This window comes from Blautia sp. An81, from assembly GCF_002161285.1.
In the GTDB taxonomy this organism is placed as follows: Bacteria; Bacillota; Clostridia; order Lachnospirales; family Lachnospiraceae; genus Blautia; species Blautia ornithocaccae.
Map to the genome: position 1 here is coordinate 1 of NZ_NFHH01000001.1, position 25,577 is coordinate 25,577.

A 25,577-nucleotide genomic window follows, 5' to 3' on the forward strand; every position below is an offset into this window, starting at 1 on the left:
ATAAACAGATAAGTAATTCGACAGCCAAAAAGCAGAAGTTCCGACAAGACAATTATACATATCTGTTTCTTATCAAAGAAGAATTTTTCCCATAGACACAGAAAATTTTACGCCCTCCTGTCGTTGTGGAAACACCTCTTTCCATAACGACAGCTTTCAATTTCAAATCCTGCATCAATGTCGCTTTTTCAGCTTTAGATTATCTATTTTTCCAATTCTGCATTAATCTCATCAATCCATCTGCTGTCTTCACTTTCAAACAGCTCCATAAACTTTCCAAAATTGCTGCTTCCGGCAACTGTATCAGTTGTTTCTAATCCGTCCACCCGGTGACGCATAATCCACTCCATGAAACTCATTAACTTTTCGTTTGATATCTACATACTGTTCGTGAGGTTTCTTTTCTGTATCGCAAAATATAAGCACTAATTCATATGTACCATTCTGGTAACGATCCTGATATCTTGCCGGAATATTTCCATTTCCGCCTGCATTGTCAAGGAAAATTTCGTACTGATCATTCCATACGTTCATGGACTTTAATTTGTCCAGATAAGCATACTCCTCATTTCCTTCACAGATAATACATATCTTTTGCTTGTCAGAAAAAACAGGAAGCCTATTTATCATCCGTAACGCCTCCCTTTTCATTTCCCTTAATGTTTAAAAGAGAATTAATTAAATCAGGATCTGGAAGTGCCCCTAATGCTCCTTTTCTATATTTTTCCATAATATCTGTAGTATCACGCACACCCTGCTGCGCAGTAAAATCTGCCAGTGAGTACACATATACCCCTTCTTTATCTTTGTGCACAAACCAGATCTGCTCTTTTCGGAACATTTTTTTACAATCCATGAGATTTATATCATGAACAGTAAATATCATCTGTGCATTTACGTTTAGTTCATTATTAAACATTGCTACGATTGCTCTGGTCAGTTTAAAATGTATACTGCTGTCAAGTTCATCTATTACAAGAATCCTTCCCTGTTCAAGTCCTTCTATCACATACCCTGCCAGTGCAGCGATTTTCTTTGTTCCGGTAGAATCAAACAGCATACTTGGAACATGGACACCTTTATAGGTAGATACAAGCCGAATTTGATCCATAATTGTCTCTGGAAGCTCCAGAACCTTCTCATCCGGCTTTTCTCCTTCATCTTCTGCCCTCAATTTAATCTGATCCATATCCACGTATTCATAATTATCCATATAAAGATCCGCATTTTTAATAAAATCAACAATCTTCTGCTGAAGCTGATCTCGATTTTTCATCAGCTTAATCGTATGCTCCATAGGAATATTATTCATATTAATGATGTCGATTTTTTCTGCAAAAGCAATAATAATCTTTTTCATCTCTTCCAGATGTTCAAATTTACTGGTATCAATCAAATAACACAGCAAATTATTTTTTGCCATTAAGGGCATCATCTGAATAGCATCTTTATCGGCGCAAAAATACTGCTCTTGTATAGCATCCTTTACCAGCCAAGATACTTCTTTTTCATTTCCATACTGATCTTTTAATAATTCAGAGAAATTTTCATAAACAAATTCTTTTTTTTCAGCATCATATTTAAAATCATATGAAAACTTCCTGCCAAATCCAAGGAAAGTCACACCCAACTCGCAGATTGAACTGTCTGTAAAAATATTCGTCATTAGTCCCGGTTTTTTATTAAGTAAAATTTGTCTGATTGCCTTTATACATTTTATAAGACAAGTTTTTCCAGCGTTATTAGGGCCATAAATCCCAGCCGTTTTCAAAATGTTAAAATTGTTTTCTTTATGCACATTCGAAGCAAACTTCCTATTTCTCATATCAGCTTTCATAGAAAAGGCAATCTGTTCATCAAAGGCAAAACAGTTCTTTGCTCTAATCTCTATAATCATAAGTATTTCCTCCGTACTACAATTTTGTCGTTCTTTATATATTATATACCATTCTTTATTTTTTATGCAATTTTTTTTCATAAAATATATATTTTGTCAATAATTGTTCTTTTTCTTATTATATATATTACAGTACATACATTGGAGTAGATTGCAAAAGTGTTCCAAAGTTGTTGCTACACTCCCGAAAGTGCAAAAAGAGAACGGCCAATCTCTCAAAATGCTTGGCCGCTCTCTTTCCAATTTTATTTATCATCTCAAACCAAATGCTTTTTCTACCAAGGTCAGTGTTTGCTCAATACTTCTGTTTTCATCTCTATGTATTACATGAAACCCAGAATATAAAAAACGGTCATACCGCTCTTGAGAATGAATTCTCATTAAGCTCTGCCGATAGTTTTCCAATGCCTGCTCCGGGTCAGGTTCTTCCATGGTCGGCAATAGCTCTCAGCGTTTCAATGGAAATATTGGTATCTACAAAAATCGGCTTTTCTTCTTGGCTCATATCCGATAATATTTTCAATTCTAAGGTTTCGCATTCTTTCGATGCCCCATCAATCCATGCTTCATATTCTTCTGGCGTTCTTCTGATAAAATCATGCCAATCAGTTAAATCTCGTGTATACGTCAGACAAGGAAAATCTTCTTTGCTCAATTCAGGTAATAGCTTGTCATGATAATTTTCTTCGCACGCAATTCTTGGAAAGTATCTGAAAATGGCACTTCTGGATGACCTTGTAGGCATTCTGGATATTATCCAGGTTGTGGATGCCGTGGCGGAACGGACCCGTTTTCCTTTATCTCCTTACAGCAGATTTCCCTCTTCCAAGATCCTGCGGATTTTCTCTGTCTCTTCTTCAGTAGACGCCAGCAGAGGCTGGGTGCAGAGAGGCTCCATCTCCACTCCTCTTAAAACCATTGCCTTCTTAATAGTGGGAATAAACTGAGGCGCCACGTCATAAATAGCCATAAGGCCATCGATCTGCTGCTGACACTTCTTCATTCCCTCCAAATCATCTGCTCTTGCCGCAGCGGCATAGGCAGAGGCCACATCCGGAGCAAAGTTAGACAGACCGGCTACACAGCCGTCTCCTCCGGATAATACATTGTGACCGAAAAACTCATCAAATCCCGAATAAACCAGAAAACCCGGAAACTCTTTTTTCACTTTCTGGATAATCCCTCTGGTATGGCCCATAGTAGCTACTGTATCTTTGATTCCCACAATATTTTTATGTCTGGATACCAAAGTATAAATCAGGTCCGGCGACAGGTCATGTCCCGTCCTGTCGGGAAAATTATATAATAGCAGCGGGCCATTGACCCGGTCTGCCAAAGTGTCATAAAAATTCAGCAGAGCGCTGTCAGGAAGGCTGAAATAGTAAGGAGAGATCACCATCACCCCGTCTGCACCTTGTGCCAATGCATAGTTGGACAGTTCCACACACTGCTCAAACTCCATATGGCAGGTTCCCACATATACGGTCACCCGATGGCTGATATGAGCTATAGCCTCTTTTATAAGCGCCTTTTTTTCTTCCATGGAAATAGCAAAAAACTCTCCGATACTGCCGAAAAGCAGGATCCCGTCCATTCCATGATCAATCAGGAAGTCATAAATTTTTTTATTGGCTTCAATATCAACATGTCCCTCTTTATCCAGCGCCGTCACTGCCGGCGTGATCCATTTTGCTTTCATCTTCCTACTCCTTTTCTCTAACAGTCATAGCCGGCCCCTTCCATAGCGGAAAGAGCGTGGCTGGTATAACGCTTCAGCAGACCTTTTCTCTCTGGTCTTGGCAGTATTCCTGCTTTTCTTCTCTCCTGAAGTATCTCTTCAATCTCTTCCGGAGACTTTTCTTCTCCCCGGGTTCCTACAATATCCAGGCTCCGGTTTTTTACACTGTAGGCCAGGAGATCCCCGTCCTCAACAAAAGCCAGAGGACCTCCTGCCGCAGCTTCCGGAGAAACATGACCGATAGCCGCCCCTCTGGTCGCACCGGAAAACCTTCCGTCTGTAATAAGCGCCACTTCTCCATTTAACTCTTCATCGCAGACAATGGCTTCCGTAGTCATCAGCATTTCCGGCATACCGGACCCTCTCGGCCCTTCATACCGTATGATCAGCATATCTCCCGGAGCTACTTTTTTATCCACTACTGCCTGATAGGCATCTTCCTCACAGTTAAATACCCTGGCAAGGCCCTTCCGTTCCCGCATGTCTTCTGTGCAGGCTGAATATTTGATCACCGCCCCGTCCGGAGCCAGATTTCCTCTTAAGATAGCCACCGAGCCCTTTTCTCTGGCTTTTTCCACTGGGAAGATCACCTGTTCTCTCTCCAGACCGTAATTGTGGAGATAACCCAGATTTCTCTGGAAAAAGTTTTCTTTTTCCAAGTCTTCCAGGTTTTCTCCCAGGGTCTTTCCTGTAACCGTCATCACATCCAGATGGAGCATATCCCGCAGCTCCAGCTCTACCATGGGAATTCCTCCTGCAAACCAGAATGCCTCGGTAAGGTGTTCTCCGCTGGGTGTAATATTTCCCAGATGAGGCACCTGATGATTGATCCGGTCAAAAAGTTCCGGTTCCAGAATAATTCCCAGTTCTCTGGCAATCGCCGGAAGATGGATGGTTGCATTAGTGGAACCTCCGATGGCGCTGTGAATGATCACTGCATTTTCCAGAGCCTCTCTGGTCACAATATCGCTGACCTTGATCCCCTTATCCACCAGTTCCATGATCTTGCGCCCTGCCATTCTGGCGCTTCCCAGAATATCCCGCATAGTAGCCGGCATAAGAGCCGCTCCTGGCAGGGTCAGTCCAAGAGCCTCTGCCATACACTGCATGGTGCTGGCAGTTCCCAGGAAGGTACATGCCCCACAGGAAGGGCAGCCGGTCAGTTTATAGTCCCGTACCTCCTGAGGAGTAACTGCGTCCTTCCTCTTCTGCCGCAGAGAAATATCCCCTGCCACCAGAGAGGTGGTCATATCCGGTCCCGGACGCATACTTCCTCCGGGAATAAAAATCGTAGGGATATCCAGTCTGGCCGCTGCCTTTAGCTGTGCAGGAATCGATTTGTCACAGGAGGCTGCCAGGATCATGCCGTCCCAGGGATAGACCGAACCATGGACTTCGATCATATCGCAGATAGCCTCTCTGGAAGCCAGAATATAATTCATGCCGTCATGGCCCTGAGCGCAGCCGTCACAGATATCTGTGGTATGGTACTGGGCGGGAAAACCTCCTTTTTCAAATACCCCGTACTTTGCCTGTTCCATAAGCCCCGCCAGGTGAACGCTGCCTGGATGGCTGTCTCCAAATACATCCTCCAGGAGTATCTGAGGCTTTGTAATGTCCTCTTCGTCCCAGCCTGATCCCATCTGCAGGGCGTCAAACTGGGCCCACAAAAGCCGCTGAGGCGCACTTTTCTGTCTGTTTTTCATTTTTCCAGTCCTCACATTACCTTAAAATTTTATCTTTATTGTACTACGGAAGATCGGGTTCCTCTATACAGTTATTGCTGAATTAAAGCAAAAAACGGGACATGGAAATGCCTTCTCTTCTTTCCGGCTGTCCATGTCCCGTTATCCTGTATGCCTTATTTATTTTACCAGATAGCCGCCGTCTACAGGAATCACTGCTCCGCTGACATAGTCGCTGGCATGGGAAGCCAGAAAAATAGCGGTTCCCTTCATATCCTCGCCGGTTCCCCAGCGGCCTGCCGGAATCCTCTCTGAAATACTTTTGAACCTGGGGTTCTCCGGATCCATCAGTGCTTTGTTCATTTCTGTGGCCATATAACCCGGGGCAATGGCATTTACATTTACTCCTCTTCCCAGCCAGTCATTGGTAAGCTCTTTGGTAAGCTGAGCAACACCGCCCTTCGCCGCCGCATAGGCCGGGATGGTCTGTCCTCCAAAGAAAGAATTCATAGAGGCAATGGTAATAATTTTCCCATACCCTTTTTTCAGCATGATCTTTCCTGCTTCCTGACAAAGAATAAATATAGAAGTCAGATTGACATTAAGTACTTCATCCCATTCCTCTACTGGAAATTCCTCGGCGCTGTGACGTCTCTGTATTCCATGGGCCGTAAGGAGAATATCCACATCGCCGCCCAGCTTTTCCAGACACTGATTAAAGACTGCATAGACTTCTTCCCTCACGCCAAGGTTTCCCTTTACACCCTGGCAGTTAAAGCCTCTGTTCCTGAAGTCTTCTGCCACATCATAAACCTTATCAGAAGTTCCGACGATCACCACCTGTGCACCGGCTTCCAGATAGCCCTCTGCAATCCCATATCCCAGACCTCTGGTTCCTCCTGTGACAATGGCCTTTTTCCCTTTAATATCAAACAGATTCATCATTCCATGTAACCGCCCTTCATAGGAGATACAGCTTTTTCGGAGAAAATCTTCAGCACGCCTTTCTCATATTTGGCCGGCTTAGGTGTCCAGCGTTTCTTTCTCTCCTTTAATATCTCTTCAATTTCTTCCGGCGTCTTTTTCTCCCCGGCGATTCCCACGATCCGCAAGATACGTTTGGGAATGTTCACTTCGATCAAATCCCCTTCTTCCACCAGAGCAATAGGGCCTCCTGCCGCCGCCTCGGGAGAGATATGTCCGATAGCAGGACCTTTGGAAGCTCCTGAGAATCTGCCATCAGTGAGAAGAGCAATGGAAACTCCCAGCTCAGCGTCAGAGGCAATGGCTTCTGTAGTATAGAACATCTCCGGCATACCGCTGCCCTTTGGTCCTTCGTAACGGATAATCACCGCATCACCTGGTTTGATCTCATGAGTCAGAACTGCATGGATAGCATCCTCTTCACAGTCAAAAGGACGGGCTTTCAGAGTCGCCTCAAACATTTCTTTAGGCACTACTGTGTGCTTCACCACGGCGCCATCAGGGCAGAGATTTCCATACAAAATGGCAATACTTCCGTCTGTTCCAAACGGCTTGTCAAAGGGACGGATCACGTCTTCTCTTTTCAGACCTACCTTTGCCAGATAAGCGTCGCACTTATCATAAAATCCGTTTTTCTTCAAGTCCTCCAGATTTTCTCCCAAGGTCTTTCCTGTAACGGTCATTACATCCAGATGAAGCATATCCTTGATCTCTTCCATGATCGTAGGAACTCCTCCTGCATAGTAGAAGAACTGTGCGGGCCATTCTCCTGCAGGACGGATATTCAGCAGGTAATGGGCTCCTCTGTGCAGTCTGTCAAAAGTATCGCCGTCAATTTCAATACCAAATTCATGGGCAATGGCCGGCAGATGAAGAAGAGAATTGGTAGAGCCAGAAATTGCTGCATGTACCATTATAGCGTTTTCAAAAGATTTCATGGTCACGATCTTGTCCGGAGTCAGATCATGAAGAGCCAGCCATACGGCCTGTTCCCCGGCTTTTCGTGCCACCTCTCTTAAATCCGGGCTTGTGGCAGGCATCAGGGCACTTCCCGGAAGCATCAGTCCCAGAGCTTCCGCCATGATCTGCATAGTGCTGGCCGTTCCCATGAAAGAACATGCGCCGCAGGAAGGGCAGGCATTGTGTTTATAATAAGTGAGCTTCTCCTCTGTAATCTCTCCTCTTTCACACATGGCGCTGTATTTTCCGATCTGTTCCAGGGTCAGAAGGTCCGGGCCGGCATCCATAACTCCTCCGGTCACAATGATGGAAGGAATATTGACTCTCCCCACACCCATAAGATGGGCAGGCATTCCCTTATCGCAGCTTGCAATAAACACCCCGCCGTCAAAAGGCGTAGCATTTGCATGAATTTCAATCATATTGGCGATCATATCCCTGGATGCCAGAGAGTAATTGATGCCGTCGTGTCCCTGGGCTTCTCCGTCACAGATATCAGTGGTAAAATATCTGGCTCCGTGTCCTCCGGCCTGAGCCACCCCTTTTCTGGCCTCTTCCACCAGTTCCAGCAAATGTCCGCTGCCTGGATGACTATCTCCAAAAGTGCTCTCGATCATAATCTGGGGTTTTGACAGATCCTCCAGTTTCCATCCCGTTCCCAGACGCAGCGGGTCCAGTTCCGGAGCAATTTTTCTTAGTTCCTGACTTCTCAGCTTCATAACTTTTCTCCTTTTCTTTTATCATATCAAGATCAACTGTTTCTGTATTTCATGGTTACATAACAGACATGAAAACAGTCTATGTCATAACACGTATGACGTCTTATGTTAAGAATAAACCTTTTATCCTTCTCCGTCAATAAAAGTTTCGGATTTATTCTCCCATAGCTTCTCCTGTATTTTTTTCTGATTCAGGAGAAGATGTTCCTTCATAGCTTCTCTGGCCCCCTGGGAATCATGATCCTGTATAGATGTCACGATCTTCCGGTGGGTCCTTAAAGTTTCTTCCGCCAGAGAAAGCTCCGTGACTTCTATAAACAGGGAAACACCCTCCTGAATAATAGGCACTAATCTAGGCATTACATAGTTTCGGCTGATCCGGGCCAGCAGTTCATGAAACTCCATATCTTTTTTCAGATAAGATTCTCCCTGCCTGCAAAGTTTTTCGATCTGTTCCTGGATCACCTCCAGTTTCCGGATCTCTTTTTCTCCTGCTCTTTTGGCCGCCAGGGCCGCCAGTTCCGGTTCCAGGATCAGACGGACCTCACACAGATCCAGAGCCAGTCTCTCCTTATCTTCCACCAGGGCAAGGCCCAGAGGATCCTCCATCAGTCCCGGATGCTCACATACAAATGTCCCCCTTCCTCTTCTGATCTCCACGATATTTCTGGATTCCAGGATTTTCACAGCCTCCCGGATGGTTCCCCTTCCCACAGAAAGCTGCTGGGCCATATCAAATTCATTAGGCAGCTTTTCCCCTGCCTGAAGCTGGTTTTCCCGGATCAGTTTTATGATCTGTTCCGCAGCCTGCCGGGGAAGCAGCTTTTTATTGTTATTTAATGATTCAAGCATAGTCCTAACCTCTCTTGGATTCTTATCTGTATTATAGCAGGACCGAGTCTCGGATTCCAGAATTAAAATACATACCAGATACTCAAACCTTCCACAAAAGCCAGAAGGAAAATGATAAAAAAGATTCTAAAGTAATACTGGCTCTCATTTCCTTCCATCCCCGTTTTATTAACCAGGCACCACTGTTTTACCCCAGGGATCCGGCTCACAAGCAAGATTCCTGCCTGAAGGGCCGGGAAGAGAAAAACCGCCCATTTTCCCGCAAATCCGTCTGCTGTTCCGGCGCTCCAATGCACCGGTATCTGTTCCGGCAGAAAAGGGAAAGCCACCCCTGCGGCCAGGAGAGTGATTGCCCACAGGATCCAGGATTTTTTATTATTAAAAAATAACATTGCAAGATTACTCCCCTATTTCACATAAAAGCCTGCGCATTTCATATCCGTGTCAAAGGAAATGGTAAACATGACTTTGCCATCTTCATAGGCTGCCAGGACCATGGCTGTGGCATAAGGAGTTCCAGTATCCCGGTCTGTGATCCCCCGGACCTGGATCCTGTTAAAGTCCTGAAATTCTCCTTTATCCTTCATATAATAGTCAATATTTTCCTGAAGTTCTTCCGGATCTGTCCCATTCTGCATGACCACATTAAAGGTATCTTCCCATACTCCTTCCAGTTCCCCGGCATTGATTCTTTCTACCATTTCTTTCGCTTCTGCAATGACCTGGTCTTCCTGAAACTCATCTGAAAGAGATTCCTGACAGCCGGACAAAGCAGCCAGTGCCAGAATCCCCAAAAAGCCTGCCAGGATCTTTTTTCTCCATTTTCCTTTTGTCATAAACTTTCTCCTTTCTGCCCCTACTCCAGCCCGGATGCCGCCAGGATCTTCTCATACAGCGTTCTGGTCTCTTCCGGAGTTTTCCCATTTATCACCAGCACGCCGTCTGTTGTTTCCATCACCACAAAATCTTTACATCTGGCATAACTGTATATGGTGTACTCTCCAAACTCTTTGTTTTGAAAAGTTCCCTCATTAAGCTGCAGACTGTTGACTCCCATACGCTTACTGCCTGTTTCAAAGTCCTCCCGGTAAGTAACGGCCTGTATTTCTGAAAGAGGCAGCTCATAGTCTGACCAGTAAGACCCCCGGATCTCCAACTGGTCATTCTGGATCACAACCTCCACATTTCCGGTAAAAAGCAGCACTGCCGAAAACACCAGAGCAGCTCCGGTAATGAGGATGGTAATGATAGTCCCTGTCTTCCGGGCCTTTTTCCTTTTTAATTCCTTTTCTGGACTTTCCTCCAGCAGGATTTCCTCTCCCGGTTTTATCCTGCAGCCCAGATTTGCATAGAGAAGAGTAGGGATCAGTCCGATAAAGACACCACCCGTGGTCAGCGCCAGATACCAGTCCGGTATATTCTCTCCCATGATCTCCGCCCCCAGGACCAGGACTGTGATCAGAGCCAGATAAGTTCCTGTGGTCCTGCACAGTTTTTTCTCATTATATTTTCTCTTCTCTTTTTCTGAAGCTGTATTATACCCTGCTATGAGAAAACTACCCTTTCCCATCAGGAGCGCCAGAGAAATCCCTCCTCCGATCAGGATCGTCAGCAGAATCACGATTCTATCCATCATTTACTCCGCACCTCCTCTGTTTTCCTTCTTCTCCATAACCAGTCATATGACTTGCCGTATTTTTTATCCGTAGACTATATCCGTCCATCTTTTTTCGCTGTATTGGGGATAAGGATCACTGCCAGAAACCGTTTCTCCTCATCTGTAATGGTACAGTTCCCTTCATATGGTTTTATGGCTTCACTTACGTTTTCCAGCCCCAGTCCCTGATGGCCTTCCCACTTTTCCGGGTGCCTGGACTTGGAATTTTCCACCTGGATCATGAGAAACTCTTTTTCTCTTTTTGCCAGGATCTTCAGATACTTTTCTTCCGGTTCCTTATCCCTGCCCATGGCCTCAATGGCATTATCCAGAAGATTTGCAAAGATCGTTGTAATATCGATCTCCTGTATTCTGTCCAGACAGTTCTCCTCTATGTCAAGCTCCAGTCTGGCGTCCCGGAGATTTTCATGGCAGAGTTTTTCATTCAGGATAATATTCAGCATCCGGTTCTCCGTATACCAGGCGTGATTGTTCTGGTTCAAAAGATGGAAAACTTCTTCTTTATATTTTTCTGCCTCTTCTGTCTGGCCTTCCTCATAAAGCTTTCCCAGGGCCTGGATATGATTCTTTACGTCATGAACGATCTTTCTGGACTGACGATAGCTTTCTTCCAGCTTCTGATAATGCTGGTACACCAGCATTTCTTTCTGCCGGTAAAGCCTGGACTTCTTTTCTGCCTCATTGCTCTGGGCCGCTGTAATATAAAAATATACCACAAATATATTCATAAACAGAAGGAGCAATACATTTACCAGCACCAGCAGATAGCCGTTCCAGCTTGCATAGTAATCGCTTAAGGTCAGAAAAGAGATCATCATCACCAGGGAGAGCAAAGGCATGACCAGACAGATAAAAAACTGGCCTTTGCTCAGATGGCCCCTCCTGCCCCGTTTCAGGATACTGCTAAGGAACCAGGCCCAGCCCCCTTGAGCCGCCCAACGGATGACTCCTGCGATCAGCTGGGCATTTCCATAGGGATTCAAAGTAGTGTTAAATCCGGAAAAGTTCAGCATATATCTGGTATAGATCTCATAGAGCAGTACCCGGGACAGGGCCCAGATCAGGACGATCCCTGCCAGATACAGCAGTCCGCTGAAAACATAATAGCCTTTGGACCGGACATTTTTCTTCCGGAGACGAAATATAAACCAGACAGAAACTCCCAGAATGATCAGAATATCCGGCAGCCATAAACTATACAAAGTACTCCTCCCCTTTCTCTTCTTTTCTCCTGCGGCAGGTCAGGCAGCCCCCTTAAAAAGAGCTCCCGTTTTTTTCTGCCAGAAATCTTCCCAGACATTCCTTAAAAGAAACTGCCTGTTTCTGGGACAGCGGAAGGATCTCCCCGCTCATCATGTAAATATCGTAGCCTTTGATATTCCGTATCTGATCCAGGTTTACCACAAAGCTTTTATGGGGAGAAGCAAATCCATAGTCCTTCATTCTTTCCCGAAGATCACCGATCTTTCCCCGCATTTCATAGCAGCCCTTTTCTGCCGCCAGCTTGATCTGTCTTCCCCGGATCTCAAAATAGTAAATATCTGCTGTATGGAGCCTGGTCCTTCCCTGGGAAGTCTCAAACTCCAGAACTGGACTGGGCTTCTGCTCCTCCTCCCGGTAAGCCAGGGCATCTGCCACCTGCTTGAGCACACTGGTCTTCTTCACCGGTTTGAGCAGATAGCCGAAAGCATGGACGGAAAAAGCTTTCCCTGCATATTCACTGTAGGCAGTCACATATACGATCTTTACTTTTTTATCCTTCAGCCGGATCTTTCTGGCGGTCTCTATGCCGTCTATCCCTTCCATATCAATATCCAGAAACAGAAGATCATACTGTTCTGTTGACCGGAGAAGTTCTTCGCCGCTGAAATATACGTCTGTTTTCTCTATAGGTTCCGGGCACTCTTCAAGGATTTCCAGAAGGGCCTCCGAAGCTTTTTTCTCATCATCACAAATTGCTATCTTCATTTTCTGTTTCTTTCCTTTGTTTTCTTTATTATAATTGAAAATATTCTCATAACACAAGAAATCTTCCCTCAAATACAGAAAAGACTGCACAACATACAATGCAGTCTTTCCTCTTTTTTACATCTGTTTTCTCACTACTGCGTATTCATCCTGATTCCGGTAATAAGGACACTGATAGTACCGGTCCGACAAAATCCTCACATAGTCATCCTCGTCCATATTCATGTCGCACAGATAGGCTTCGTATTCCTCATCATAGACATAGAAGGTGCAGGTCTCACAGCTTCCCCGTTCTTTTCCCTTTTTCATGGGCCTCATTCCTCCCTGCTCTTTTTCTCCGGCTCTGTCTGCAGGATCCCGTTTCGGACTTCCTGCTTTTAGAGCTCCTCTTCAATATTTTCCAGCTCTTCCAGGATCTCTCTCTGCTCCTGGTCGAAAAGGAGTTTTTTGTTATATTTATAATAACTGTCGCAGCCATTCTCACTGATAAATTCCATGCTGTAGGGGTTGGTATTCAGTTCTGTAACAAAGACTACCAGTTCCTGTCCTTCCTGGAAAACCAGCTCCAGGAAGTCAAAAGTATTCTGGAGCTTTTCTCCGGTGTCTTTTATCAATTCCTCACGCTCCCCGGCCTGGTCCTGGAAGGCTTCTTTAACTTTCTGGAAGATTTCTTCTTTTCCTTCTCCCCGGGCCTCTCCTTCTTTTGCCAGATCCCGGTAAATTCCCAGAAGTTTCAGGATCTCCTGTTTCAGATGTTCTTCCTCCCGTGTAAGAAGGTCTGCCTTCTTCTTTTCTTCCAGATCCTTTTCTCTCATAAAGATCCGGTCCTCTAAAGCCTGCCAGGGATGTTCTGCAGATTCCAGAGCCTTTTTCCATCCTTTCAGGACTTCAAAAAATTCTGTGACCAGAAGGTCTTTTTCATGATAAGCTCGGCACCTTTCTCCCAGTTTTCCCATAAACAGTCCCACTACTGCAAACCGCTCGTCCATAGAAGCCAGCCGGAGCTTTTCCACGGCAAATTTTTCAAAATGTCCCGCCAGGACCTGATCCACCTGGTAATCTGTCTGATATTTTTCAAACAGCTCCAGATAATTGGCAAAATCCTTTGCCACCTTCCAATGCTGGATATACTGGCATACTACCTCCCGGTCCGGCCTTTTTCCCAGCTTTTCATATACATACAGAAGCTGGGAAAGATCCTCCCATCCTCTGGGGGTGGCAAACATTCTCCCGTCAATACTGGTTTCCATACGGTAAAAGTTTTCTCTCCGGATATCCAGATAGGAAAGCACCGCCGGGTGGATCCCTGCCTCATAGGCATATTCTTTCCAGACTCCGAAGTCTTCCCGCACATCGATCTTCTTTACCCGGTCCAGAGTCACCACGTCAAAGTCCCGGACAGATTTATTGTACTCCGGAGGATTTCCCGCAGCCACAATGATCCAGCCGGAAGGCACCTGCTGGTTTCCGAAGGTCTTGCACTGGAGGAACTGGAGCATGGCAGGAGCCAGAGTCTCCGAAACACAGTTGATCTCATCGATAAACAGGATTCCCTCCCGGATTCCCGTAGCTTCCATTTTGTCATACACGGAAGCGATGATCTCGCTCATAGTATACTCAGTGACTGACCGGGCCTCTCCCCCGTAGCTTTTCTCTTTGATAAAAGGCAGTCCTATGGCGCTTTGCCTGGTATGGTGGGTAATGGTATAAGACACCAGGTTAATGCCGCATTCTCTGGCTGCCTGCTCCATGATCTGAGTCTTGCCGATCCCCGGAGGTCCCATAAGCAGTATAGGCCGCTGCCTTATAGCCGGGATACAGTAATCCCCGTAATCGTCTTTTAAAAAATAGGCTGCCACCGTATCTTTGATCTCCTGTTTTGCTCTTTTTATATTCATTTTTCTGTCCTCTCGTTCCTCTCTAAAAGTTCTTCCTCATCCAGATACAGCTTCATGGCCCAACAGGGCACTTCAATCTCTTCATATTCCTTCTGCATCAACAGAAAAGCCACATCATAGGGAGGCATACACTCCGGAAAGATTCCTTTCCCGTCTGTAAAATACAAAAGCCCTTTTAGCCCCCTGAGTTCTCCTTTTCTCTGTTTTTCCTGAATGTATTGAAACACCGGACGAAAATCTGTCCCGCCCTTTCCTGCAAGCTCCAGGTTTTCCATATATTCTTTCAGTTCTTCCTGGCTGGTGATCAGCCGGTCACTCTGGATCCTCTCGTCACACTGGATCACATGGATCTGCATTCTCCTGAAAAAGCATTCCTGCTCCCGGAGCACGGAATAGGTTTCTCTTAAAAATCCCCGAACCAGTTCTCCGGAACAGGACATGGAAGTGTCAATGGCAATGACAAAGTCCTGGATCTTTTTCACTTCCCGGGTCTCCTGAGGTTCCAGGAGAGGCATATTTCCGTAAAGGGACATGCCGTAGCTGTAAAAAATATAGTCGAAGCTATCCAGATCCACCATCTGCTCTTCCCGCAGCACTGCAAACTTGCTAAGAAACCGCCGGTAGTCTCTGGTGTCCCGGTTTTCTGCCTTGATCTGTTCCTTCAGGCCGGCCTGGCCCCGTGCCATATCCTGTCCAAAAGTTTCCATCTCTGTCTCCATACGGTCCCGGATATCCTCCCAGTTTTTCTCCGGCCTCTGGAAGGGAGGATTCTTCCTTCCTCCCTTCCAGAGCCTGTGGTCGTCACAGTGAAACTCCCTTTCCCAAAGAAGGGCCTGCTCCTGGGAAGGCTGCATTTTCACCAGTTCTTCAAAAACCCCCTCTGCATTCAGGGTCTTCCTTTTCTTTCTGAGACTGGCATAGAGATTTCTCCGGTCTCCGGACATAGGCTTTCGCACACAATGAAGAGCCAGGCCGTCAATAATAGATTCCACACTGATATCGCAGGCCAGATCCCAGAGAATATCTCTCAGATCCTCTTGCCCATTTTCTCCATCTTTCCAGGAAATCCCAAGAGTCTTGGCTGCCAGCTGCTTCCGGATCCTTACCTTTTTCCAAAGATGAGCAAAGAGACAATGGAGCATCATGTGAAGATAAGCCCGGTTTACCTCCCGCCGTCCCTGGCGGTAAAGACCGCCCAGATATCCGGGATCATAATAGATCCCCACGCCGTCGGTACCCAGTTCTCCATTCTGTTCTCCCATCACATATATAAAGGCTGACAGTGCCACATCAAAGAAACGCAGATGGATATAGAGTTCATTTCTGGAAGATATAAGAATCCTGCTGCAGACTTCCTCTATTCTCTTTTCCATTTCCCTGGCCATATTTTCTCTCTCCTATAGGTCAAAAGTTCTCTTTCGTTTTGCAAACAATCTCCGCTTCTCTTCCATGAGATAGCTGACCATCTCCGCTCTTCCTTTACCGGAAGCTTCCTTGATCACCTGATCCATGGCCTTCTCCGTCCACAGATTTCTCTGTCCAAGATAAGAAAAGGCCCGGTTCCACTCTTCCTGTTCCATATAATAAAGACCGCATTCCAGCACATGTTCTTTAATATATTCCAGATACTCTTCTTCTGCCTGGCTGCCAAGTTCCCAGGGCCAGAGCAGTCTTCCCATAGCCATAGGCAGAAGGATCTCCGGTTTTTCATTGATCTTTGCCAGATAAAACAGCCGGTCATATCCCTGGTAATCCACTTTCTTTTCCAGAAAGCACTGGCGGTATTTGTAGCCGCAGCCATGATAATGGGTCTCCAGGATCCTTGCTGGAGTGTTCTCCACTCCTTCCTCATAATATTCCGGGAAGATCAGCTCTGCTCCCTCACTGCTGTTCCGAAACCTGATGGAAACATAGACTTCATGGAAAGTTTCACTGACCACATCCCGAATACAAGAGGTTCCCCCCGGCTCCATAAGCATATGAAGTTTCCGCAGGGCGCCGCAGCCGGTAAAAGAACCGCCCCCAATAGTTTTCACAGAATCTGTCATTTCCAAAGTCACCAGATTCCTGCATCCGTAAAAAGTATAATTTCCCAGCTCCCGGACCCCGTCGGGGATCCGGATCTCCTGGATCTCCTGAAGTTCCCTCTGCTCCTCTTTGCTCCGGCCTTCCTTCCATGGAGACCAGGCGTAAGAGGGCAGGGAAACCCTGTTCTCTTTCTTCTCACACATATGTATCCTGTCCTTTATCTGATTCTAACTCCCATACCAGTTCCAGATTGTCCTCTTCTTCCTTCTCGTTACAGCCTGTAAAAGCAGTTCCCAGAACTGCCAAAAGCAGCAGCATTATCCCAATTCTTATTTTCATCATAAATCCTTTCCGTCCTGCAGTTTTATGTGTACTTCTGCATTTCTATACGCCTCAGCATTTTGTATGCCATTGTATCTGAGTACAGTATGCATGCTTGACGGGATTTTTATACATCCTGGCTAAAGTCACCTGCAAAATGGTTTGAAATAGATAGCTCGCTCTGCCGGCTGCATATTATCATATATAAAGGGAAATGGCTGCAATCCTGCAAGCGGATCACAGCCATTTCCCCGGATAAGCTGAAAATGGGACTCGAACCCACGACCCCTTCATTACGAGTGAAGTGCTCTACCAACTGAGCTATTTCAGCAATTCTCTGCAAGAATTGATTTTACTGGATTTTTTAAGATATGTCAAGAATTTCTTTCACAAAAGAATCGCCAATGCCTTAGAATATTTGTTCTTAAGTCTTTCGGTCAGAGTGTCCCGCTGGCTTAGATGATCTTTCATATCTGCCAGCTTCACCCACCATACCTCCGGATAAATGGTCTGGGCATTTTTGATAGAGATTATATAGTCCTCATAGGATTCTTCATTTTTCCCATGAGTGATGTAATTCATATACTTTACCAGCCTCCTGGTTTCATCCAGGGCAAGTATCTCTGCTGTCCCGCAGTCGGAGTCCTCCCACACATCATGGATCCAGGCCAGGGCAATACACCGCTCCCTCAAGTGTTCCGGTATCATGCGGTTCTGTTCTGTATACCTGGCTACTCTCTCTGAATGCTGGTAGGTTTTCTCATCAAGATACTTTTCGGCAAGTTTTTTCGCTTCCTCTATCACCCTGACCACTCCTTTTCTGAAGGACATCTTTTTATCTGATTTAACAATACCTTATATTTTCGCATTTTGCAACTTGTGATTTTCACGAATTTCACATTTTTAATCCTCTTGCTAAAATATCTGACAAAAGACATTTCGGGTTCAAATGCTGATGATGCAGCGGGAAAGGGCATGACAGTAATGTTCCTCTGTACAGGTATCCTGGAATTTTTTTCAGTATCTTCTGGATAAAAAATCGGAGTATCCGGGAGATATCCAGAACGGACTAGACAACTACTTAAAGAAAGCCTGTTTAATAGTCAGCGTACGGTTCATATTGCAAAAATCTAATTTTAAACCGTATAATTTGCCTGTAAACTACGGTTCAAATTCACAAAAACTGTTTCTGAACCGTACAACTACCTGTAAATATACGGCTCAATTCCACGAAAACTGGTTCTAGACCGTATAACTACCTGTAAATATACGGCTCAATTCCACAAAAACTGGTTCTAGACCGTATAACTGCCTGTAATTGTACGGTTCAAATTCACAAAAACTGTTTCTGAACCGTACAACCGCCTTAAATATACCGCTCAGATTAGCAAAAACAATTTCTGGACCGTACAACTGCCTGTAAATGGACGACTCAGATAAAAATCTTCCGGGTAAAAGATTTTTAAGCTTATAAATTGCATATAAAAAGACCATTTCTCAAAGATCCAGGCCTTAATCTAAGCCTGCATCTCAGGAAATGGTCTCTTTTTTTACTAATTAGAACATCAAAATCGGCATTAGCCTATAACCTTAACTTTTTTTCACAAATTCTGCTCCGCATTTCGGACAGCGGATACTGATCTTCCCTTTTCCTCTGGGAATCCGAATCTTCTGTCTGCACTGAGGGCAGGTATAGATATGAAAGTCTTTTCTCTGTTCCTGTATGTATTTCTGTTTTCCGAAAAATCTTTTCACCTTATTTTCCAGCACCAGATACTTCTGGTTTTCTGCATATCTTTTGCTGATATTTTTAGAAAACATCCGGTAATAAATCAATATCAGCAGCAGAAATTCCCATGAAGTAAGAAGGATGCTGAAATATCCGGTCCGCACAAAGAGATTAATCACTGCGCAGACCAGAAGCACGATTACCATAAATATATTCAGTCGGTCACTTCCATAGCGTCCATACATAAATCTTGAAAGCTTTTCTTTTAACTTATCCATTTTCCTGCTCTTCTTTCTCTATTTTTTCAAAGACTTCTTTTACAAATTTCCTCGCTCCCTGAAGATCCTGTTCATCAGGATGAAGCATCGCCATATCAAAATTCTGAATCATAGCCTCCACCTGCTTCTTATTGCTGGAATTCTTCATATGCTCATATTTTTCCCTTACAGTCATCGGCATCTTTCCCTGGCAGATATAGGCTCCCATATATTCATTATCATCCTCTATAAAAACCCGTATATTATCTTCGATCTTTTTATAGTAGTCTGGACTCTGGCCCATACCGCAGGTGCCGAAAAGTGCGATCCGCTTTCCCTGAAGGCTGCCCAGATAGTCCAGCACATCCATGCTGGCGCTTCCCCGGTCTGTCCAGAATCCTATGAAGTATATATCTCCCATATCATAGTCTGTCTGTCCCTGAAACGGAGCAATATCTTTATTTTTTCCGGGTATTGCTTCAAAAATGGCTTTTGCCAGCTTCTCTGTGTTGCCCGTTCTGCTTTTATAGAGTACTTGTGTTCTCATTTCACTATTCCTTCCTGGTATCTGATAATTTGTCCTAAAGTATATTCTAACACCAAGTATTTCGAAAAAGTATTTCTGGAATCTTAAAAATTATAAATTCTCTATAAAGCAGAATCTGTAAAAAGCCCCTATTGTTTTATATGCACATCCATCTGAGTATATGGCAGTTCAATACCTTCTTCGTCAAATGTCAGCTTAATCTTTTCATTTAGTTTCCATCTGGTAGGCCAGTAATCATCAGATCCTACCCAGGCTCTGAGTCCAAGCACTACCCCATCTGCTGCAAGCTGATCTACAAAAACCTGGATCCCGTCATCATGTAAAATACAGGCTTCTCCATAAAGCATGTTCTCCAAGATTCCTTTTGCCTTTTTCAGATCCGAACTGTAGGAAATCTGAACTTTCAAGTCCAGCTGCCGCTTATCCTGGGCAGTTACATTTACAATACTTGCACTGGTAAGCGTTCCGTTTGGGATCGTGATCCGGCGGTTGTCTACTGTAGAAAGTGTGGTATAAAACAAATCAATCCTGACTACAGTTCCTTCCTGCTTATCTGTATTCTCAATAATATAATCTCCCACCACAAAAGGCTTTAGTGCCAGGATAATAACACCTCCGGCCAAATTGGATAGACCTCCCTGGAGGGCCAGACCAATGGCAACACCACCAGAAGCAACTAATGCAGCAATGGAAGATTCTTTCACCCCGAAGCTGGTAGCAATGGATACTACCAGCAGACAGTACAGTGCCGCCTTCACCACTGATGAAACAAACTGGGTCACTCCCGTATCCACATTTGCCTTTCGCATGGAAGCGACAATAAATCTGGTAAGTTTCTGGATCAGTTTACTGGCTATGATGTAGACTACAATAGCCAGGATCACTCTGCCCACAAAGGTTCCGATGACCGGGAGCTGCTTTTCCCAGAAAGCCCAGGTAAAATAGTGGTGAAAGAAGTCGCGGATACTTTCAAATTCCAGCGTTTCTGATAAAAAAATGTTCATAGTCTTTATGTTTCCCTTTCCTTGTTTCCTTTCGCATAGAAAGGGACTGTTGCAGAATTCCTTTTTATTTTTAAGATTTATTCTGCAAAAGCCCCTCTCCCTGTAATTCTATTTAACTATTTTTTCGTAGTTCCTCTGGACCTTGTCCCGGTTTTTTTACCAGAAGCTTTTTTCTTCTCCTGTACTTTTTTCTCCGCCTCTGGTTTATATGTTTCTTCCTTACTTGTCTCTAATTTTTCCGGTTCCTTCTTGCTGGTCTCCAGTTTCTCCGGTTCCTTCTTGCTGGTCTCCAGTTTCTCCGGTTCTTTCTTGCTGGTCTCCAGCTTCTCCGGTTCCTTCTTATTGGTCTCTAATTTCTCCGGCTCTTTTTTCACTGTCTGGAGTTTTTTCTGAGGTTCTTTTGGAAGAACAATTTCCTGTTCCTTCTCTGCTTTTATTCTTTCCTCTTCAATCTTCTGCTCCAGTTTCCTGCGCACTGTAGATACAGTTGTCTGTTCTTCTTTTTCTGCTTTCTTTCCGGTCCTCTTTGTCTCATTCTTTGTATAAGAGAAAATCTGTACGGAAAGGGGCGCCACATTGATTACAATAGAGTTCTTTCTCTCATCCCACTCTTCTTTCTTGGAGACCTTGACTCTCGGATTCCCTACACCTGTTCCTCCATAGACTTTTGCATCACTGTTAAAAATCTCTTTATACTTTCCAGGATAGGGAACTCCCATCTGATATTTCTCATAGGGAAGTGCAGAAAAATTACAAACCACCACCAATGTACTGTCCTTTTTCTTACCTTTTCTGATAAAGGTAAGCATGTTTTTCTCAGTCTCCATAACATTGATCCACTCAAATCCTGCTGGATCGTAGTCTTCTTCATAAAGAGCCGGCTGTTCTTTATACAACTTCAGCAGAGCTTTCATATAATCCTGCATCTGCTTGTGGTCTTTCTCCTCCAGAAGATTCCAATCCAGTTCTCTTTGTTCAGACCATTCTCTTTCCTGAGCAAATTCCTGTCCCATAAACAGCAGTTTTTTGCCGGGATGGACGATCATATAGCCAAGAGCTGCCCGAAGATTTGCCATCTTCTTCTCCTTTTCTCCTGGCATTTTATTCAGGAGAGAACATTTTCCATGAACCACTTCATCATGAGACAGACTTAAAAGGAATTTTTCACTATACGCATAAATCATGCTGAAGGTCAGCTCATCATGAGCCCCGCTTCTGTATATAGGATCTTTCTTCATATAATCAATGAAGTCGTTCATCCATCCCATGTTCCATTTATAATCAAATCCAAGGCCATCATCTTCTACATCTCCGGTAATCTTCGGCCAGGCTGTAGACTCCTCTGCGATCAGAAGCACATCTGGGTGTTTCTTCTTGAAAACAGAATTCAGATGCTTCAGAAATTCGATAGCTTCCAGATTCTCATTCCCGCCGTAAATGTTGGCTACCCATTCTCCGTCATTCTTTCCATAATCCAGATAGAGCATAGATGCCACAGCATCCATACGGATTCCGTCCGCGTGATACTTCTCTGCCCAGAACAGAGCATTGGAAATCAGGAAGTTTTTCACCTGAGGACGTCCGTAATTATAGATTAAAGTTCCCCAGTGAGGATGCATCCCCTGTCTTGGGTCCAGGTGCTCATAAAGGCAGGTGCCGTCAAAGTTGGAAAGTCCAAAAGTATCTTTTGGAAAATGAGCAGGAACCCAGTCCAGAATCACACCTATTCCCTGCTGGTGCATGTAATCCATAAAGTACATAAAATCTTCACAGCTTCCATAGCGGCTGGTAGGCGCATAATATCCTGTTACCTGATATCCCCAGGACTCGTCCAGAGGGTGTTCCATAATGGGCATCAGTTCCACATGGGTATATCCCATCTCTTTAATATAATCAGCCAGAATAGGTGCAATCTCCCTGTAATTGTAGAAAAGTCTTCCTTCCTCCTCCGGTTTTCTCCAGGAGCCCAGGTGCATCTCATATACCGCCAGAGGTTTCTTCTCATCTTGGAGCTGCTTTCTGGATTTCATCCAATCTCCGTCACTCCACTGATAACCTTTCAGATCTGTAACAACAGAAGCTGTCTTTGGCCGAAGCTCTGATTCGTTTCCATAAGGGTCTGACTTCAGATAAACCAGAGAGCCTTTTGCCTTAATTTCATATTTGTACAAAGATCCTGCCTTGACTCCGGGAATAAAGAGCTCATAAATTCCCGAAACACTGAGGCGGTTCATCTGATGCCTTCTGCCATCCCAGTGGTTGAAGTCTCCCACGACACTGACACGTATAGCATTAGGCGCCCAAACAGCAAAATAAACACCGGACACTCCATGGATAGTCATGGGATGCGCACCTAATTTTTCGTAAATATCATAACAGATTCCCGCACAGAACTGCTGCTCCTGTTCCACGGTAATCTGTTTATCAAAGGCATAGGGATCATAAAATTTCTCTACAACGCCTTCATCATACACTGCTTCATATTTATACTTGGGAATTTTATCCCCTGGGATCAGAACAGCAAAATATCCAGCCTCATCTTCCTGTTCCATCTCATACTCCTGTTTTCCCTTGGTGAGAACTACTTTCACCTGCCGGGCATCAGGAAGAAAACACTGGATCAGAATTCCCTCAGGGGTGACTCTGGGTCCCAAAAGTCTTCTTGGTTCACTTTCCTCAGAATATACAATGGCCTCAATTTCCGGCCAGTCCATCATCTCATATAATTTTTCAGACATAATGCTCCTCCTTTGTTTTATTTTATCATCAAATTTTGGGGTTGTAAAGTTTCAAACTGCCGCGGTAAAGGGGATATCTGTAAATTGTATAAATTTTATTTTTCTTCTACAAAAATGTTGTGCATTTTATACACATAAAGTATAATTAGGATAACTTCGCATATAAATTTTTCTTAACAGCGATTTTACAATCACGAACAAGGAGGTACTAATGCATGCTCGACCAAAGCTACTACGAAAAAGCCGATGAGATCATTGACTACTATGGACGGAAAGCAAGTTCTCTGATTCCCATTATGCAGGATATCCAGGGAGAATATCGTTATCTTCCCGGAGAACTTCTCACTTATGTAGCCAAGGAAATCGGCGTGACAGAGGCCAAGGCCTACAGTGTTGCAACCTTTTATGAAAACTTTTCTTTTGAGCCAAAAGGAAAATATATCATCAAGGTCTGTGACGGAACTGCCTGTCATGTGCGTAAATCTATCCCTATCCTGGAGGCCCTGCAGAAAGAGCTGGGACTGAGCCGGAAAAAGCATACCACAGACGATATGCTGTTCACTGTAGAAACTGTGTCTTGTCTGGGCGCCTGCGGACTTGCTCCTACCCTGACAGTAAATAATGAAGTCCATCCTTCCATGACGCCTGAAAAAGCTCTGGAACTGATCACAGAACTGCGAGGTGACAATGTATGATAATTGAAAACAGAGACGCTCTGTTAAAAGAGCGGGAACTTGCCCAAAAAGAAATCGATTCCTTTGACTGCCGTATTCTGGTATGTGCAGGAACCGGCTGTGTTGCTTCCGGTTCAGAAAAAATCTATGAAAAAATGAAAGAATTATGCCAGGATTTACCTGGAGTATCTGTAGAATTCCAGAAAGATGTTCCTCACATCGGTACCGTAAAGACCGGATGTCAGGGAATCTGCGAATTAGGACCATTGGTGCGTATTGAGCCTTTACACTATCAGTATGTAAAAGTAAGCGAAGAAGACTGCCTGGAAATCTTCCAGCGAACAGTGCTGAATAAAGAGCCTGTGGAGCATCTGTTCTATAAAAAAGGCGGACAGTCTTACGCCTCACCTGATGAGATTCCTTTTATCGCTAAGCAGACCAGGATTGTTTTGGAAAACTGTGGAAAATTCGATGCAGAATCTCTGGATGAATACATAGCTTCCGGTGGATATGACGCCCTGACAAAAGCTCTTTTTGATATGACTCCGGAAGATGTTCTGGAAGAAGTAGACAAGTCCAAATTAAGAGGCCGTGGAGGCGGCGGTTTTCCAGCAGGAAGAAAATGGAAACAGGTAGCTGCCCATAAAGAAGAGCCTGTGCATTACATCGTCTGTAACGGCGACGAAGGAGACCCTGGCGCATTCATGGATGGAAGCGTAATGGAAGGGGATCCCTACCGTCTCATCGAAGGTATGACCATAGGGGCCTATGCCACTGCCTGTCATGATGGCTATATCTATGTACGTGCAGAATATCCCTTATCCGTAGCCCGTTTGCGCAAGGCTATCCGCCAGGCAGAAGAAAAGGGGCTTTTGGGAGAGAACATCCTGGGAAGCGGCTTTTCCTTCCGCCTCCACATCAATCGGGGAGCCGGTGCCTTTGTATGCGGCGAAGGTTCTGCACTTACCGCCTCTATCGAAGGCGACAGAGGTATGCCCCGTGTGAAGCCTCCCAGAACTGTAGATCATGGTCTCTGGGCGAAGCCTACAGTTTTAAATAATGTTGAAACCTTTGCCAACGTGCCTGGCATTATCTTAAAAGGCGCTGACTGGTTCCGCACTATCGGAACAGAAGGCAGCCCGGGAACCAAGACCTTCTCCATTACCGGAGCTATTGAAAATACTGGTCTTATCGAAGTTCCCATGGGTACTACCCTCCGGGAGATCATCTATGATATCGGAGGAGGCATCAAAGGGGGAGGAGACTTTAAAGCTATCCAGATCGGCGGCCCCTCAGGAGGATGTCTTACCAGTGAACATCTGGATGTAGGTTTGGATTTTGACAATGTTAAGAAATACAACGCTATTATGGGTTCCGGCGGTCTGGTTGTCATGGATGAAAATACCTGTATGGTGGAAGTGGCCCGTTTCTTTATGAGCTTTACCCAGCGGGAATCCTGCGGTAAATGTGTTCCCTGCCGCGAGGGAACCAAGCGCATGCTGGAAATTCTGGAACGGATCGTAAACGGGGAAGGAAAGTTGGAAGATCTGGATACTCTGGAAGAGCTGGCTGCTATGGTCAAAAATATGGCTCTGTGCGGTCTTGGAAAGAGCGCTCCTCTTCCTGTTATCAGCACTTTAAAAACCTTCCGTAAGGAATATGAAGAACATATACTGGAACACAAATGTGCGGCAAAGAGCTGTACGGCTATGCGCAAGTACATTATTAATCCGGAATTCTGTAAAGGCTGCGGCAAATGTGCTAAGAACTGTCCTGTAGGCGCCATTTCCGGTGTGCGCAAACAGGCCTACCACATCAATCCGGATGTATGTATCAAATGTGACGCCTGCCGTGAAAACTGTGCATTTGATGCGGTATACGTTGAATATTAGGAGGGATA

The 25,577-nt window shown here is 44.8% G+C and carries 26 protein-coding genes and 1 tRNA gene; 2 read left to right on the top strand and 25 right to left on the bottom strand.

Annotated elements, in window-relative coordinates; all coding sequences use genetic code 11:
- Window positions 1-303: 303 nt before the first annotated feature.
- The 25 genes from B5G33_RS00005 to glgB all read right to left on the bottom strand — a co-directional run bounded on the left by B5G33_RS00005 (window position 304) and on the right by glgB (window position 23,003).
- Entirely contained in the window at window positions 304-630 is a 327-nt protein-coding gene (locus B5G33_RS00005; RefSeq protein ID WP_242974365.1) for a hypothetical protein, read from the bottom strand.
- The gene (locus tag B5G33_RS00010) at window positions 620-1,897 is read right to left on the bottom strand and encodes an AAA family ATPase (protein WP_087416336.1); all 1,278 of its coding nucleotides are present in this window, start codon (window positions 1,895-1,897) and stop codon (window positions 620-622) included. The genes B5G33_RS00005 and B5G33_RS00010 overlap by 11 nt, the downstream gene beginning before the upstream one ends.
- 252 nt (window positions 1,898-2,149) lie before the next feature.
- Window positions 2,150-2,329 (bottom strand): hypothetical protein, encoded by a 180-nt coding sequence (locus B5G33_RS21515; protein WP_204247309.1) that lies wholly within the window; start codon window positions 2,327-2,329, stop codon window positions 2,150-2,152.
- Window positions 2,316-2,552 carry a hypothetical protein gene (locus tag B5G33_RS00015; protein ID WP_140403168.1) on the bottom strand — a complete coding sequence of 79 codons (237 nt, stop codon included), beginning with the start codon at window positions 2,550-2,552 and terminating at the stop codon, window positions 2,316-2,318. The genes B5G33_RS21515 and B5G33_RS00015 overlap by 14 nt, the downstream gene beginning before the upstream one ends.
- Window positions 2,553-2,702: 150 nt before the next feature.
- Window positions 2,703-3,596, bottom strand: coding sequence for a dihydrodipicolinate synthase family protein (locus tag B5G33_RS00020; RefSeq protein ID WP_087416337.1), 894 nt, complete (start codon window positions 3,594-3,596; stop codon window positions 2,703-2,705).
- A 17-nt stretch (window positions 3,597-3,613) separates the two neighbouring features.
- Window positions 3,614-5,341, bottom strand: coding sequence for a dihydroxy-acid dehydratase (gene ilvD, locus B5G33_RS00025; protein ID WP_087416338.1), 1,728 nt, complete (start codon window positions 5,339-5,341; stop codon window positions 3,614-3,616).
- A gap of 159 nt (window positions 5,342-5,500) precedes the next feature.
- Window positions 5,501-6,262 carry an SDR family oxidoreductase gene (locus tag B5G33_RS00030; RefSeq protein WP_087416549.1) on the bottom strand — a complete coding sequence of 254 codons (762 nt, stop codon included), beginning with the start codon at window positions 6,260-6,262 and terminating at the stop codon, window positions 5,501-5,503.
- The gene (ilvD, locus tag B5G33_RS00035) at window positions 6,262-7,983 is read right to left on the bottom strand and encodes a dihydroxy-acid dehydratase (protein ID WP_087416339.1); all 1,722 of its coding nucleotides are present in this window, start codon (window positions 7,981-7,983) and stop codon (window positions 6,262-6,264) included. Before ilvD (B5G33_RS00035) ends, B5G33_RS00030 begins: the two co-directional genes overlap by 1 nt.
- A gap of 123 nt (window positions 7,984-8,106) precedes the next feature.
- On the bottom strand, window positions 8,107-8,835 hold the full coding sequence (locus B5G33_RS00040; protein ID WP_087416340.1) for a FadR/GntR family transcriptional regulator: 729 nt from the start codon (window positions 8,833-8,835) through the stop codon (window positions 8,107-8,109).
- Window positions 8,836-8,897: 62 nt separating this feature from the next.
- Complete coding sequence (locus B5G33_RS00045; RefSeq protein ID WP_087274009.1) at window positions 8,898-9,227, bottom strand: DUF1648 domain-containing protein; 330 nt, start codon at window positions 9,225-9,227, stop codon at window positions 8,898-8,900.
- A gap of 15 nt (window positions 9,228-9,242) precedes the next feature.
- Entirely contained in the window at window positions 9,243-9,671 is a 429-nt protein-coding gene (locus B5G33_RS00050; protein ID WP_087416341.1) for a DUF3887 domain-containing protein, read from the bottom strand.
- 20 nt (window positions 9,672-9,691) lie between these two features.
- A complete protein-coding gene (locus B5G33_RS00055) occupies window positions 9,692-10,471 on the bottom strand; it encodes a DUF3784 domain-containing protein (protein WP_087416342.1) in 780 nt (259 codons plus the stop codon).
- Window positions 10,472-10,545: 74 nt separating this feature from the next.
- Window positions 10,546-11,715 carry a sensor histidine kinase gene (locus B5G33_RS00060; protein ID WP_087416343.1) on the bottom strand — a complete coding sequence of 390 codons (1,170 nt, stop codon included), beginning with the start codon at window positions 11,713-11,715 and terminating at the stop codon, window positions 10,546-10,548.
- Between the two features lie 52 nt (window positions 11,716-11,767).
- The gene (locus tag B5G33_RS00065; RefSeq protein ID WP_087274033.1) at window positions 11,768-12,481 is read right to left on the bottom strand and encodes a LytR/AlgR family response regulator transcription factor; all 714 of its coding nucleotides are present in this window, start codon (window positions 12,479-12,481) and stop codon (window positions 11,768-11,770) included.
- Between the two features lie 117 nt (window positions 12,482-12,598).
- Complete coding sequence (locus tag B5G33_RS00070) at window positions 12,599-12,790, bottom strand: DUF6472 family protein (protein WP_087274000.1); 192 nt, start codon at window positions 12,788-12,790, stop codon at window positions 12,599-12,601.
- A 68-nt stretch (window positions 12,791-12,858) separates the two neighbouring features.
- Window positions 12,859-14,379 (bottom strand): AAA family ATPase, encoded by a 1,521-nt coding sequence (locus B5G33_RS00075; protein ID WP_087416344.1) that lies wholly within the window; start codon window positions 14,377-14,379, stop codon window positions 12,859-12,861.
- A complete protein-coding gene (locus tag B5G33_RS00080; protein WP_087416345.1) occupies window positions 14,376-15,764 on the bottom strand; it encodes a vWA domain-containing protein in 1,389 nt (462 codons plus the stop codon). The genes B5G33_RS00075 and B5G33_RS00080 overlap by 4 nt, the downstream gene beginning before the upstream one ends.
- Before the next feature lie 12 nt (window positions 15,765-15,776).
- Window positions 15,777-16,610 (bottom strand): leucine-rich repeat protein, encoded by an 834-nt coding sequence (locus B5G33_RS00085; protein ID WP_087416346.1) that lies wholly within the window; start codon window positions 16,608-16,610, stop codon window positions 15,777-15,779.
- The gene (locus B5G33_RS21275) at window positions 16,603-16,749 is read right to left on the bottom strand and encodes a hypothetical protein (protein WP_158229554.1); all 147 of its coding nucleotides are present in this window, start codon (window positions 16,747-16,749) and stop codon (window positions 16,603-16,605) included. Before B5G33_RS21275 ends, B5G33_RS00085 begins: the two co-directional genes overlap by 8 nt.
- Before the next feature lie 237 nt (window positions 16,750-16,986).
- A tRNA-Thr gene (locus B5G33_RS00090) sits at window positions 16,987-17,059 on the bottom strand.
- 56 nt (window positions 17,060-17,115) lie between these two features.
- The gene (locus B5G33_RS00095) at window positions 17,116-17,559 is read right to left on the bottom strand and encodes a hypothetical protein (RefSeq protein WP_087273992.1); all 444 of its coding nucleotides are present in this window, start codon (window positions 17,557-17,559) and stop codon (window positions 17,116-17,118) included.
- A 759-nt stretch (window positions 17,560-18,318) separates the two neighbouring features.
- Window positions 18,319-18,735 carry a hypothetical protein gene (locus B5G33_RS00100; protein WP_087416347.1) on the bottom strand — a complete coding sequence of 139 codons (417 nt, stop codon included), beginning with the start codon at window positions 18,733-18,735 and terminating at the stop codon, window positions 18,319-18,321.
- Entirely contained in the window at window positions 18,728-19,261 is a 534-nt protein-coding gene (gene bilS, locus B5G33_RS00105) for a flavodoxin family protein BilS (RefSeq protein WP_087416348.1), read from the bottom strand. Before bilS ends, B5G33_RS00100 begins: the two co-directional genes overlap by 8 nt.
- 128 nt (window positions 19,262-19,389) lie before the next feature.
- Window positions 19,390-20,265, bottom strand: coding sequence for a mechanosensitive ion channel family protein (locus tag B5G33_RS00110; RefSeq protein WP_087273984.1), 876 nt, complete (start codon window positions 20,263-20,265; stop codon window positions 19,390-19,392).
- Window positions 20,266-20,381: 116 nt separating this feature from the next.
- Entirely contained in the window at window positions 20,382-23,003 is a 2,622-nt protein-coding gene (glgB, locus tag B5G33_RS00115; RefSeq protein ID WP_087416349.1) for a 1,4-alpha-glucan branching protein GlgB, read from the bottom strand.
- A 215-nt stretch (window positions 23,004-23,218) separates the two neighbouring features.
- On the opposite strand from glgB, the gene B5G33_RS00120 reads away from it, so the two are divergent.
- Both B5G33_RS00120 and B5G33_RS00125 read left to right on the top strand, forming a co-directional pair.
- Complete coding sequence (locus B5G33_RS00120) at window positions 23,219-23,698, top strand: complex I 24 kDa subunit family protein (RefSeq protein WP_087273981.1); 480 nt, start codon at window positions 23,219-23,221, stop codon at window positions 23,696-23,698.
- The gene (locus B5G33_RS00125) at window positions 23,695-25,569 is read left to right on the top strand and encodes an NADH-ubiquinone oxidoreductase-F iron-sulfur binding region domain-containing protein (RefSeq protein WP_087273979.1); all 1,875 of its coding nucleotides are present in this window, start codon (window positions 23,695-23,697) and stop codon (window positions 25,567-25,569) included. Before B5G33_RS00120 ends, B5G33_RS00125 begins: the two co-directional genes overlap by 4 nt.
- Window positions 25,570-25,577 lie beyond the last annotated feature (8 nt).

Bases quoted from the DNA above. Each gene is read 5' to 3' on its own strand.
- B5G33_RS00085 (WP_087416346.1), bottom strand. From the start codon at position 16,610: ATGTGTGAGAAGAAAGAGAACAGGGTTTCCCTGCCCTCTTACGCCTGG.
- B5G33_RS00070 (WP_087274000.1), bottom strand. From the start codon at position 12,790: ATGAAAAAGGGAAAAGAACGGGGAAGCTGTGAGACCTGCACCTTCTAT.
- B5G33_RS00055 (WP_087416342.1), bottom strand. From the start codon at position 10,471: ATGATGGATAGAATCGTGATTCTGCTGACGATCCTGATCGGAGGAGGG.
- B5G33_RS00010 (WP_087416336.1), bottom strand. From the start codon at position 1,897: ATGATTATAGAGATTAGAGCAAAGAACTGTTTTGCCTTTGATGAACAG.
- B5G33_RS00030 (WP_087416549.1), bottom strand. From the start codon at position 6,262: ATGAATCTGTTTGATATTAAAGGGAAAAAGGCCATTGTCACAGGAGGA.
- bilS (WP_087416348.1), bottom strand. From the start codon at position 19,261: ATGAGAACACAAGTACTCTATAAAAGCAGAACGGGCAACACAGAGAAG.
- B5G33_RS00125 (WP_087273979.1), top strand. From the start codon at position 23,695: ATGATAATTGAAAACAGAGACGCTCTGTTAAAAGAGCGGGAACTTGCC.
- B5G33_RS00005 (WP_242974365.1), bottom strand. From the start codon at position 630: ATGATAAATAGGCTTCCTGTTTTTTCTGACAAGCAAAAGATATGTATT.
- B5G33_RS00110 (WP_087273984.1), bottom strand. From the start codon at position 20,265: ATGAACATTTTTTTATCAGAAACGCTGGAATTTGAAAGTATCCGCGAC.
- B5G33_RS00095 (WP_087273992.1), bottom strand. From the start codon at position 17,559: ATGTCCTTCAGAAAAGGAGTGGTCAGGGTGATAGAGGAAGCGAAAAAA.
- B5G33_RS00050 (WP_087416341.1), bottom strand. From the start codon at position 9,671: ATGACAAAAGGAAAATGGAGAAAAAAGATCCTGGCAGGCTTTTTGGGG.
- ilvD (WP_087416338.1), bottom strand. From the start codon at position 5,341: ATGAAAAACAGACAGAAAAGTGCGCCTCAGCGGCTTTTGTGGGCCCAG.
- ilvD (WP_087416339.1), bottom strand. From the start codon at position 7,983: ATGAAGCTGAGAAGTCAGGAACTAAGAAAAATTGCTCCGGAACTGGAC.
- B5G33_RS00120 (WP_087273981.1), top strand. From the start codon at position 23,219: ATGCTCGACCAAAGCTACTACGAAAAAGCCGATGAGATCATTGACTAC.
- B5G33_RS00065 (WP_087274033.1), bottom strand. From the start codon at position 12,481: ATGAAGATAGCAATTTGTGATGATGAGAAAAAAGCTTCGGAGGCCCTT.
- B5G33_RS00075 (WP_087416344.1), bottom strand. From the start codon at position 14,379: ATGAATATAAAAAGAGCAAAACAGGAGATCAAAGATACGGTGGCAGCC.
- B5G33_RS00100 (WP_087416347.1), bottom strand. From the start codon at position 18,735: ATGGATAAGTTAAAAGAAAAGCTTTCAAGATTTATGTATGGACGCTAT.
- B5G33_RS00040 (WP_087416340.1), bottom strand. From the start codon at position 8,835: ATGCTTGAATCATTAAATAACAATAAAAAGCTGCTTCCCCGGCAGGCT.
- B5G33_RS00045 (WP_087274009.1), bottom strand. From the start codon at position 9,227: ATGTTATTTTTTAATAATAAAAAATCCTGGATCCTGTGGGCAATCACT.
- B5G33_RS21275 (WP_158229554.1), bottom strand. From the start codon at position 16,749: ATGATGAAAATAAGAATTGGGATAATGCTGCTGCTTTTGGCAGTTCTG.
- B5G33_RS21515 (WP_204247309.1), bottom strand. From the start codon at position 2,329: ATGGAAGAACCTGACCCGGAGCAGGCATTGGAAAACTATCGGCAGAGC.
- B5G33_RS00020 (WP_087416337.1), bottom strand. From the start codon at position 3,596: ATGAAAGCAAAATGGATCACGCCGGCAGTGACGGCGCTGGATAAAGAG.
- glgB (WP_087416349.1), bottom strand. From the start codon at position 23,003: ATGTCTGAAAAATTATATGAGATGATGGACTGGCCGGAAATTGAGGCC.
- B5G33_RS00080 (WP_087416345.1), bottom strand. From the start codon at position 15,764: ATGGCCAGGGAAATGGAAAAGAGAATAGAGGAAGTCTGCAGCAGGATT.